This is a genomic window from Micromonospora sp. AB353, assembly GCF_049538395.1.
GTDB lineage: Bacteria > Actinomycetota > Actinomycetes > Mycobacteriales > Micromonosporaceae > Micromonospora > Micromonospora aurantiaca.
This window is the reverse complement of record NZ_JBMVFV010000072.1, coordinates 19,094-29,283: the sequence shown is the minus strand read 5'-3', so window position 1 is coordinate 29,283 and position 10,190 is coordinate 19,094. Positions and strand designations below refer to the sequence as shown.

The following is a 10,190-nucleotide window of genomic DNA, read 5'->3' as shown; positions in this document are numbered from 1 at the left end:
AACCGTGCTCGGCGGCCACCGCGCGTACCGCGTCGGCGCCGACGAGCTGCTGGAACGCCGGCTTGGCCCGCTTGGACACGTCGCGCGGGATGGGCGCGCCGGGCACCGGCAGGTAACCGATCTCGCCGGCCGCGCCGCTGCTGCCGTGGTGCAGCCGGCCACCCAGCATGATGGCCAGGCCGACGCCCGCGTCCACCCAGACCAGCACGAAGTCGGCGGTGCCACGGGCCGCGCCGGACTGCGCCTCGGCCACCGCGGCGAGGTTCACGTCGTTCTCGAACACGACGGGGGTGTCCAGGTCCTCGCGCAGCGCGGCGAGCAGGCCGCTGTGCCAGCGCGGCAGGTTGAACGCGAACGTGATGTCGCCGGTCTGCGGGTCGACCAGGCCGGGGGTGCCGAGCACGACGCGCCGGACGGCGGACAGCTCCGCACCGGCGCTGGCCGCCGCCTGGACCACGGCGTTGTGCACCACGCCGACCGGGTCGTCGGTGTCCTTGGTGGACTGCTCGACCCGGCCGGCCACCGCGCCGGTGATGTCGGCGCAGGCGGCGACCACCCGTTCCGCGCCCACCTCCACGCCCACCACGTACGCGCTGCTCGGCCGGACGGCGTAGAGCTGGGCGTTCGGGCCCCGCCCGCCGGCCTGCTCGCCGACCCGGGCGACCAGGCCGCGTTCCTCCAGCCGCTCGACGAGCTGGGACGCGGTGACCTTGGACAGCCCGGTCAGCTCACCGATCCGGGCCCGGGTCAGTGGGCCGCGTTCGAGCAGCAGCTCCAGCGCCGCACGATCGTTGAGCGCCCGCAGGAGTCGGGGGGTGCCGGGCAGCCGGGTCGCACTCATGCCAACGTCCTCAATTTTCAGTAAAGTTTTCTAACCACAAAACGCCTGCCGAGGGGCGCCCGTTAGCGTATCGGCCACCCCCTTCCGCGGAGGTCGGACGACCCGGCAGGGAAAGGGGATACTCGTGGGTCTGGATCCAGGACTGCGCCGGCTCGCGCTGGGCACGCTGCTGGCCGCGTACCCGGGACCGGTCCCGCCGGACTGGGCGGTCGACCTGCTCGCCGACGGGCTCGCCGGGCACACCCTGTTCGGCACCAACATCCACGACCCGGCCCAGGTGGCGGCGTCCACGGCGGCGCTGCGCGCCGGCCGCCCCGACGTGATCGTCGCGATCGACGAGGAGGGCGGCGACGTCACCCGGCTGGCGCACGCCACCGGCAGCCCGTACCCCGGGAACGCCGCGCTCGGCGCGGTGGACGACCCCGACCTGACCCGCCGGGTGTACGCGGCGATCGGCGGGGAGCTGGCCGCGCTCGGCATCACCGTCGACCTCGCCCCCACCGTCGACGTGAACACCGCCGACGAGAACCCGGTGATCGGCACCCGCTCGTTCGGGGCGGACCCGAAGCGGGTCGCCGTCCACTCGGCCGCCGCCGTCGCCGGCCTCCAGTCGACCGGTGTGGCCGCCTGCGCCAAGCACTTCCCCGGGCACGGCGCCACAGTCGCGGACTCCCACCACGAGCTGCCCACTGTCGACGTACCGCCGGCCGTCCTGCGGGAACGCGACCTGCCGCCGTTCGCCGCCGTGGTCGACGCGGGCGTCCGCGCGGTGATGACCGCGCACATCCGGGTGCCGGCGCTGACCGGCGACGGCCCGGCCACGTTCAGCCGCGCGGTCCTGCACGACCTGCTGCGCGTCGAGTACGGCTTCACCGGCGCGGTGATCACCGACGCGCTGGAGATGAAGGGCGCGGTGCTCGCTGCCGGCGGGGTCGGCGCGGGCGCGGTCCGGGCCCTGGCCGCCGGCGCGGACCTGCTCTGCATCGGCGCCCGGGTGGACGCCGAGCTGGTCGAGTCGGTCGCCGCGGAGATCGTCGCGGCGATGGCCGACGGCCGGCTGGCGCGCGAGCGGGTCGAGGAGGCGGCCGGCCGGACCGCCGCGCTCGCCGCCGCCACCGGCCCCGCCGACGCCCCGCCGCCCGCCGCCGACGGCCTCGGCTACGCCGCCGCGCTGCGGGCGGTACGCGTGGAGGGCGACCTCGTCCGCGACACCGCGCCGCTGGTGGTGCAGGTGCACGCTCCCTCCACCATCGCCGAGGGGCGGGTGCCGTGGGGGCTCGGCCCGCACCTGGCCGCCGGGGTCGAGCAGGCTCGCGCGGTGGCGGGCGAGACCGACCCGGAGCAGGTGCGGCGGCTCGCCGGGGACCGGCCGGTCGTGCTGGTCGGGCGGCACCTGCACCGGCTGCCCGGCGCGCGTGAGCTGGTCGAGGCGCTGGCCGCCACGCATCAGGTGACTGTGGTCGAGATGGGCTGGCCGGGCGCGTGGCGGCCGGCGGGCGCACGCGCGTTCGTCGCCACCCACGGCGCCAGTCACGCCAACGGCCGTGCCGCCGCCGACGCGCTCGGCCTGACCGCCTGACCCGCACCCCACGCGGCCCGCTGCCCGGAAGGGCGGCGGGCCGCCGTCTTGAACACGTTCAAAATCTGTCGTACGCTCAGGGCGTCAGCGATTTGAACACGTTCAAGAAGGGCTACGGGGATGGACGTGAAGGTCTGGATGTACCTGGCCTACCTGACGGTGAGCATCGGCCTCACCGTCTGGGTGGCACGGGCACTGTCCCGCAACGGACTGGTGTTCCTGCAGGACGTGTTCGCCGACAGCCGGCTGGCCGAGGCCGTCAACAGCCTGCTGGTGGTCGGCTTCTACCTGCTCAACCTCGGCTACGTCACGGTGGCGATGAAGGAGTCCGGTCCGGTCGGCGACACCAGCCAGGCGCTGGAGCAGCTCTCCATGAAGGTGGGATTCGTCCTGCTGGTGCTCGGCGCGCTGCACTTCTTCAACGTCTTCGCGCTCGGCCGCTACCGGCGCGGCCGCCTGCGGCAGCAGGCCACCCACCCGCCGCTGCCGCCGGTCAGCATGCTCCCGCCGCAGGGCGGACCGGTACCGGCGGGGCCGAACCCGCCGGCCCGGTGACGTCCGCCCCGGGCGGGCACCCGCAGGATCCCACCGGGCACGGGGCCGGTGGGATCCGCGGGTTCACCGTCCTGTTCGACGCGGACTGCCCGATGTGCCGGGCCGCCCGACGCTGGCTCGCCTCGCGCGCCCAGCTCGTACCGCTGGAGTTCGTGCCGGCCGGTTCCGCCGAGGCCCGGCGGCGCTTTCCCGGGCTGGACCACGACGCGACGTTGCGCGACCTGACGGTGGTGGCCGACACCGGCGCGGTCTACCGCGGCGACGGCGCCTGGTTCGCCTGCCTCTGGGCGCTCAGCGAGCATCGCGGTACGGCCGAGCGGCTGGCCCGTCCACACCTGCTGCCGCTGGCCCGCAAGGTGGTGGCGGCGGCCTCCGCGGTCCGCGAGCGGATCCGGGAACCGGGATACGGTGACGACGATGACCGAGCAGAGTGCGCCGACGACGGCTGCGGGTGGCCCGGGCGGGTCGACGCCCCGGGGTGAGCAGACCCGCCAGCTGATCCTGGACACCGCGATGCGGCTGTTCCGCGAGCGCGGATACGCCCGAACGACGATGCGCGCGGTCGCCCAGGAGGCGGGTGTGGCGGTGGGCAACGCCTACTACTACTTCGGCTCCAAGGAGCACCTGGTCCAGGAGTTCTACGCGGACACCCAGCGCGAGCACCGGAAGGCAGCCGGCCCGGTGCTCGCCCGCGAGCGGGACTTCGGCCCGCGACTGGCCGGGGTGCTGCACGCGGGCATCGACGTGCTGAGCCCGTACCACGCGTTCGCTGGCGCCTTCTTCAAGACGGCGGCCGAGCCGACCTCGCCGCTGAGCCCGTTCTCCGCCGAGTCGTCGGAGCCCCGGGACATGTCCGTCGCGCTGTTCCGCGAGGCGCTCACCGGGTCCACCGTCAAGCTCGACGAGGAGCTGCGCGAGGCACTGCCCGAGCTGCTCTGGCTCGGCTACATGGGGGTGGTGCTCTACTGGGTGCACGACCGCTCGGCGGGGCAGGTCAAGACCCGGCAGCTCATCGACGGCGTGGTGCCGCTCGTGGACCGGCTGGTGGGGCTGTCCCGGCTGCGCGTACTGCGGCCCGTCACCCGTCAGGCGCTCGCCCTGATCCACACGCTGCGTCACTGATCTCACTGCCGCGTCTGCCAGCGATTGCGCAGGTGAGAGTCCGTAACCGGACAGTGGCACACCCCTTGTTGACCACAGGCACTAACACATAGCGTTACCGCTGTCGGGGCCTGGGGGAGAGCAGCGGACCGTGGATCCGGCCCGGGATCCACGGTCCGCGCCAGGCCGGGAATCCGGACCGGCTCAGCGGGGGAAGACGCCGAACGCGGTGAGGCCGCGATCCGGGAACCCGGCCGCCTCGGCCACCCGGCCGGACGCCGCGTTGCCCGGGTCGTGCAGGTAGGTGGGGATCGCCCCCTCGTCGAGCACCCGGCGGGCCGCCTGCGCGACCAGCCGCCGGGCCAGGCCACGCCCGCGCGCCGTCGGCACCGTGCCCACCGCCAGCTCGTGCCCGTACGCGTCGTGCCGCTTGATCCCCACGCCGGCCCGGTACGCGCCGTCGGCGCCCCGGACCACGAGCACCTCCCTGTCGAACAGCCGCAGCCACGGCGGCAGCCCGGGCAGCGTGGGCGGCACCCACTCCCCCACCTCGGGCAGCGGCGCCGGGTCGGTGCACCAGCGGAAGACCGAGGTGTGCGCGACGAACTCGGGCGTGCCGACCGCGCCCGGCAGGTCGGGCAGCCACTCCCCGAGCGGCCGGTCGCGTACCAGCGTCCGGACCGCCTCGACCCGGTCGGCGGCCACGGAGAGGACGGTGCTGCCGCCCGCCGTCACCGCGACGGCCGGGCGCAGCCGCCCGTCCCAGGCCGGGCGGGCGCGGCGGTGGGACCGGACCACGTGCAGCCCGGGGCCCGCCGGCCACTGCCCCAACCAGGTCGCCAGATGAAGGAAGACCCGCCGGTCGAGCACGTGATCATGGTACGCCGGGACGCCGCGCCCGTGTCCGCCGAATTCCGCGATCGCGCCGGGGTTGAGACGCGCGGCAGGCGGGTAGAGGGTCGGCACGCCAGCGACGGACGCCGATTCCTGCCTCCGCCACCGGCCGCAGGAACTCCGGCGCTTCACGGAACCGAAGGCATCGACCCTGCGTCATATTCATTTTCATACATGGACAAGTTTCTCTGGGACGGTAGTGGTCATGCCTCACGAACCGAATGACCGATTCCAGCAGGACCCGGAGCGCGGCTGGCGGGCCGCCGCCGACGCCGGACGGTTCCCGGCGCAGCCGGCGTACCGCGAGGCCCGCGACCGGGGACTCTCCTGGGCCGAACTGAACGCGCAACCGGCAGGCACCGCCTCCTGGCGTGGCCTCACGCCACTCTGAGGGGCGGGCGGCGACACACCGGCCGGGCGGCGTACCGGCCTTCGCACACCTGTGCGGTAGCGTCTTGTGGTCCGATTTCCGGCCTACGACAGGAGAAGCTCCGCGCATGGGCAAGAAGACGATCCACGTCTCCGACTTCACCGGTCAGGTGCTCAGCCCCGACGACGAGGTGGTCAAGGTCGTCGTCCTGGAGCACCCGGACCTGGTCGCCGGCCCCGTGCAGCTGGACGCCACCGCGGTCGAGGTGGAGAGCATCGACGACGCGGCGCTCGACGTCGCGGTGGTGGAGATCCACGACCGGCACGGCCACGGTGAGCCGCGCCGGGTGGTGCTGACCGCCAGCGAGTTCGACGCGATGGCGACCGACGTACCGATGGCGCAACTGCTGCGGACCGCCGAGCGGGTCAAGCCGCCGAAGGCCCGCCGCACCACCGAGAAGATCGACTACGGCACCATCGAGCACGCCGGGCGCCCGCACCGCGGCCGGGTCACCGAGGAGGAGGCCCGGCTGGTCCGGGAGCACCTCGACGAGGTGAACAAGCGCCTGGCCGACGCCGGCATCCGCCAGGTCGACCCGGCCGACCCGGAGCACGCCGCCCGGTACGGCTTCCCCACCGCCGACTGACACCCGGACGCCGGGCACGCGCCCCCGTGACGCGTGCCCGGCGCGGGGTCAGGCCCCTTTCCGGGTGATCTCGGCGAGCGCCGCCTCGAACGCCGACTCCAGCGCGGACTTCTCCAGGCCGAGGCCGCGCAGCACGCCGTCGTCGCCCTCCTCCTCCAGCAGGGCGAGCAGGATGTGCTCCGTACCGATGTAGTTGTGCCCCATCCGCAGCGCCTCCCGGAACGTCAGCTCCAGGACCTTCTTGGCCCGCGCGTCGTAGGGGATCAGGTCCGGGACCGGGTCGGCCTTCGCCGGCAGCGTCGCGGTGACGACCTCCCGCAGCCGCTCCAGGGGTACGCCCCGAGCCGTGATCGCCGCGGCGGCCAGCCCTTCCGGCTCGGCGAGCAGCCCGAGCGCGACGTGCCCCGGGGTGATCTCGGCGTTGCCCGCGGCCCGCGCCTCCTCCTGCGAGGCCAGCACCACGTTGCGGGCGCGCGGGGTGAAGCGGCCGAACCCGGAGTTCGGGTCGAGCGCGGCGGCGGTCTCCGCCTTGGCGGCGGAACGCTTCTGGGCGGCCTGCTTGGTGACGCCCATGCTGCGGCCGATCTCCGTCCACGAGGCGCCGGAGCGGCGCGCCTGGTCGACGAAGTGCCCGATCAGGTGGTCGGCCACGTCGCCCAGGTGGTCGGCGACGAGTACGGCGCCGGCCAACTGGTCGAGCGCGTCGGTGTGTGCCTTCTTGATGCCGTCGATGAGGTCGTCGAGTCGTACCGGCTGGGTCATCTTGAGCGGTTCGGTCTCCTCCATGCGTCAACCATAGGTTGACGATCCTGGATCGTCAACCCTCGGTTGACGACACCGTCCGCGTCGCATGATGATCTCGGCGCGGGTACTGTCGGTCGGGGTGAGCACCCATTCGACACTGCTGTTCGTGCTCGCCGCCGTCGCGGTCGTCATCGCCGTGCGGTGGGTGGCCTCCCGGACCGGCCTACCGGCAGCCGCGCTGCTGCCACTCATCGGCATCGCGTACGCGCTGCTCCCCGGCCCCAACGTCGGCCTCGACCCCGACCTCGTGCTCATGGTCGTGCTGCCGCCGCTGCTCTACAGCGCCGCGCTCGACTCCTCACTGCTGGACATCCGCCGCAACCTGCGGATCGTGGTCAGCCTCTCCGTGGTGCTGGTGCTCCTCACCGGACTGCTCGTGGGCGTCGGATTCCACCTGTTCGTGGCAGGCGCGACGCTGGCCGCAGGCATCGCTGTCGGCGCCGCGATCGCCCCGCCCGACCCGGTCGCCGCCCTGGCCGTGGGCCGCCGGGTCAACCTGCCACCGAAGATGGTCACGATCATCCAGGGCGAAGGGCTGCTGAACGACGCCACCGCGCTGACCATGCTCAGCGTCGCGGTGGCCGCCGCCGTGGGCGGCACCTTCTCGTTCCCCGCCGCGATCGGGCAGTTCGTGCTGGCGGCGGCCGGCGGCATCGCGGTGGGCGTGGTCGTCGCCCGGGCGAAACGGCTGGTCCGCCCGCTCACCGCGGACCCGCTGCTGTCCAACGCGATCTCGCTCGCGACACCGTTCGTGGCGTACCTGCTGGGCGAGGCGCTGCACGTCTCCGGCGTACTCGCAGTGGTGGTCGCCGGCCTGATCGTCGGCCACCAGACGCCGCAGTTCGGCTCCGGAGCCGCCCGCCTCCAGACCAACGCCGTGTGGCGGCTCGTCGACTTCCTCCTCGAAGGCTTCGTCTTCCTGCTGATCGGCCAGCAGCTCCCCGCCGTCATGCGGGGCCTGCGCCAGTACGAGACGTCGACGATCGTCATCGCCGTCGCCGTGTCCGTCGGCGTGGTGCTGCTCCTGCGCCCGGCCTGGCTGATCCTGACCCAGTGGCTCCCCCGGTCGCTGCACACCCGGCTCGGTGGCGTCGCCGAACAGGACGACACCGACGACCCTGATGCCGCACGCCGCCTCGGCGGCGTCGACCGCAACGCCCGCGGGCTGACCTCCCGCGAGGTGGTGGCCCTGAGCTGGTCCGGTACGCGCGGCGTGATCAGCCTCGCCGCGATCTTCACGCTGCCGCTGACCACCAACAGCGGAGACCCCTTCCCCGATCGTGACCTGCTGCTGTTCTGCACCTTCGTGGTCGTCCTGGTGACGCTGGTCGGGCAGGGCCTGACCTTCGCGCCGCTCGTGCGCATGCTCGGCCTGCGCGCCGACGAGAAGGACCAGGCCCGGGTACGCAACGAGGCCCGCTCCGCAGCGGTGGAGGCCGCCCTGGCCCGCCTCGACACCGTCGCCGCCGAGGAGCCGGACAGCACTGTGGCCGTCGACACCACGCGCGCCCAGTTGCAGACCCGGCTGGCCCGCTACCGGGGTCGGCTCGACCTGATCGAGCAGAGCGGATCGTCGGAGCTGCCCACCTCACCGGAGTACGAGACGGCGCTGCGGATCCGCCGGACCGTCCTCGAAGCGCAGCGCGAGGAGTTGCTGCGGTGGCGCGACTCCGGACGGCTTCCGGACGAGGAGCTGCGCGTGCTGGAACGCGAACTCGACCACGAGGAGCTGCTGCTGCCGAAGCGGGCGCCGGGCTGACCCGTCGCCCAGCACATTTGTGTGACCTGAGCGCCTACCGGACAGTCTCCACCGTGTACGAGATCGTTCCGTGAAGGCGAGGTGGTGAGCGTGTCCTATCCCGCGTACCCGAGCAGGGCCGGCATGCCGGCGGTGGTGGACGCGGCACGCCGCGGCGACCGGGCGGCGATGGACGAGCTGGTCTCGCACTGTCTGCCGCTGGTCTACAACATCGTGGGCCGGGCACTGAACCGGTCGGCGGACGTCGACGACGTGGTGCAGAACACGATGCTGAGCGTGGTCCGCGGGCTGCCGGGCGTACGCGAGCCGCAGCTTTTCCGCTCGTGGCTGGTCGCCGTCACCATGAACGAGATCCGCACCCACACGCAGCGCCGGCACACCACACCCGCGCCGCCGGAGGACATCGACAACGTGATCGACCCGCGCGCGGACTTCGAGGATCTGACCCTGACCCAGCTCCGCCTCGCCGACCAGCGCCGGGAGGTCGTCCTGGCCACGCGCTGGCTGGACGACGACCACCGCCACCTGCTGTCCCTGTGGTGGCTGGTCGAGGCCGGTCACCTCAGCCGCGCCGACCTGGTCGATGCCCTGAAGCTGGCCCCGCACCACGTGACAGTGCGCGTGTCCCGGATGAAGGCGCAGCTGGACACCGCCCGGCTGGTCGTACGGGCCCTCACCGCGCGGCCCGGTTGCGCCGCCCTGGCCGACACGGCCGGTGGCTGGGACCGCCGACCGGCGCCGGTGTGGCGCAAGCGGTTCGCCCGGCACGTCCGGGACTGCCCGCACTGCCCGGACGCGACGAACGACCTGGTCCCCGCCGAGCGGCTGCTGGCCGGCCTGGCACTCACCCCGGTCCCGGCCGAGCTAGCCTCGGACGTCACGCACCACCTGCGTACCGTCGCCTCGCCGTCGCACGCCGTCCCGCCCGGCGCGCAGGTCGTGACCGCCGGGGCGCGGTCGACGCTCTCCCTGTCCAAGACCCTGATCGGCGTGGTCGCCGCCGTCGCCGTGCTCGGCGGGGGCGGGCTCGTCCTCGCCAACTACCCGGAGGAGCCGGGCCGGCAGCCGGCGAGCGCGGCAGCCGCGCAGCCCCCGGCCGCGACCGCCACACCGTCGCTCACGACCGCCGCCCCGACCGCGGCGGAGCCCTCGGCGACCGAGGTGAAGCCGTCCCCCACCACCGCGCGCCCGAGCCCCGCCAGGTCGGTGAAGCCGTCACCGAAGCCGACCCCGTCGCCGTCCCGGTCCGCCGGCACGTCGACGGGTGTCTCAGCCGCCGAACGGCGGCTGCTGGTGCTGCTCAACGAACGGCGTCGCGCGCTCGGGCTGACCGAGGTCAAGCTCGGCGCGGCCCAGCACCGCGACGCGGAGGCCTGCGTACGGCAGAACCTGGACGCCGGCAGCGGGCTGCAGCACTGCGGGCACGAGGTGCTGTTCGCGTCGTCCGGCAACTCCTCGCCCGAGCAGATGATCGAGGCGTGGTTCAACAGTCCGGGGCACAAGACGGCGCTCACGTACGCCAGTTCCCGCTTCGCCGGCCCGGCGATCGTCTTCAACGGCAGCCGCCAGGTCGCCGCCATCAACATCGACTACTGAGGCGGTCGCTAGGCTCGGCGGAAGTGATGTTGAAGTGTCAACTGC

Annotated in this window: 11 protein-coding genes; 8 read left to right on the top strand and 3 right to left on the bottom strand. The window is 73.5% G+C overall.

The features are described 5' to 3' along the window. Window positions 1-841 (bottom strand): ROK family transcriptional regulator (locus ACPCK6_RS23770; RefSeq protein ID WP_423482274.1); only part of this gene is annotated, 841 nt, incomplete at its 3' end. Between the two features lie 124 nt (window positions 842-965). Between ACPCK6_RS23770 and ACPCK6_RS23765 the strand changes: the two genes are divergently transcribed. The 4 genes from ACPCK6_RS23765 (at window position 966) to ACPCK6_RS23750 (ending at window position 4,097) form a co-directional block, all read left to right on the top strand. After that, on the top strand, window positions 966-2,420 hold the full coding sequence (locus ACPCK6_RS23765; RefSeq protein WP_396880194.1) for a glycoside hydrolase family 3 protein: 1,455 nt from the start codon (window positions 966-968) through the stop codon (window positions 2,418-2,420). Between the two features lie 120 nt (window positions 2,421-2,540). Continuing rightward, window positions 2,541-2,975, top strand: a complete 435-nt coding sequence (locus ACPCK6_RS23760; RefSeq protein ID WP_396880193.1) for a hypothetical protein — start codon at window positions 2,541-2,543, stop codon at window positions 2,973-2,975. Beyond that, a complete protein-coding gene (locus tag ACPCK6_RS23755) occupies window positions 2,972-3,457 on the top strand; it encodes a thiol-disulfide oxidoreductase DCC family protein (protein WP_396880192.1) in 486 nt (161 codons plus the stop codon). The genes ACPCK6_RS23760 and ACPCK6_RS23755 overlap by 4 nt, the downstream gene beginning before the upstream one ends. After that, window positions 3,393-4,097 (top strand): TetR/AcrR family transcriptional regulator, encoded by a 705-nt coding sequence (locus ACPCK6_RS23750; protein WP_396880191.1) that lies wholly within the window; start codon window positions 3,393-3,395, stop codon window positions 4,095-4,097. Before ACPCK6_RS23755 ends, ACPCK6_RS23750 begins: the two co-directional genes overlap by 65 nt. Before the next feature lie 183 nt (window positions 4,098-4,280). Here ACPCK6_RS23750 and ACPCK6_RS23745 read toward each other — a convergent pair whose 3' ends face one another. After that, the gene (locus ACPCK6_RS23745) at window positions 4,281-4,946 is read right to left on the bottom strand and encodes a GNAT family N-acetyltransferase (protein WP_423482273.1); all 666 of its coding nucleotides are present in this window, start codon (window positions 4,944-4,946) and stop codon (window positions 4,281-4,283) included. 229 nt (window positions 4,947-5,175) lie between these two features. On the opposite strand from ACPCK6_RS23745, the gene ACPCK6_RS23740 reads away from it, so the two are divergent. Then, complete coding sequence (locus tag ACPCK6_RS23740) at window positions 5,176-5,361, top strand: DNA repair protein (RefSeq protein WP_135243641.1); 186 nt, start codon at window positions 5,176-5,178, stop codon at window positions 5,359-5,361. Window positions 5,362-5,467: 106 nt separating this feature from the next. After that, complete coding sequence (locus tag ACPCK6_RS23735; protein WP_423482272.1) at window positions 5,468-5,986, top strand: hypothetical protein; 519 nt, start codon at window positions 5,468-5,470, stop codon at window positions 5,984-5,986. A 48-nt stretch (window positions 5,987-6,034) separates the two neighbouring features. Here the strand turns inward: ACPCK6_RS23735 and ACPCK6_RS23730 are convergent, their stop codons facing one another. After that, a complete protein-coding gene (locus ACPCK6_RS23730) occupies window positions 6,035-6,772 on the bottom strand; it encodes a Clp protease N-terminal domain-containing protein (protein ID WP_396880189.1) in 738 nt (245 codons plus the stop codon). A gap of 64 nt (window positions 6,773-6,836) precedes the next feature. On the opposite strand from ACPCK6_RS23730, the gene ACPCK6_RS23725 reads away from it, so the two are divergent. Continuing rightward, the gene (locus ACPCK6_RS23725; RefSeq protein WP_423482271.1) at window positions 6,837-8,549 is read left to right on the top strand and encodes a Na+/H+ antiporter; all 1,713 of its coding nucleotides are present in this window, start codon (window positions 6,837-6,839) and stop codon (window positions 8,547-8,549) included. A 90-nt stretch (window positions 8,550-8,639) separates the two neighbouring features. Further along, window positions 8,640-10,145, top strand: coding sequence for a sigma-70 family RNA polymerase sigma factor (locus ACPCK6_RS23720; protein WP_423482270.1), 1,506 nt, complete (start codon window positions 8,640-8,642; stop codon window positions 10,143-10,145). Window positions 10,146-10,190 lie beyond the last annotated feature (45 nt).

Bases quoted from the DNA above. Each gene is read 5' to 3' on its own strand.
- ACPCK6_RS23760 (WP_396880193.1), top strand. From the start codon at position 2,541: ATGGACGTGAAGGTCTGGATGTACCTGGCCTACCTGACGGTGAGCATC.
- ACPCK6_RS23750 (WP_396880191.1), top strand. From the start codon at position 3,393: ATGACCGAGCAGAGTGCGCCGACGACGGCTGCGGGTGGCCCGGGCGGG.
- ACPCK6_RS23740 (WP_135243641.1), top strand. From the start codon at position 5,176: ATGCCTCACGAACCGAATGACCGATTCCAGCAGGACCCGGAGCGCGGC.
- ACPCK6_RS23735 (WP_423482272.1), top strand. From the start codon at position 5,468: ATGGGCAAGAAGACGATCCACGTCTCCGACTTCACCGGTCAGGTGCTC.
- ACPCK6_RS23730 (WP_396880189.1), bottom strand. From the start codon at position 6,772: ATGGAGGAGACCGAACCGCTCAAGATGACCCAGCCGGTACGACTCGAC.
- ACPCK6_RS23725 (WP_423482271.1), top strand. From the start codon at position 6,837: ATGATGATCTCGGCGCGGGTACTGTCGGTCGGGGTGAGCACCCATTCG.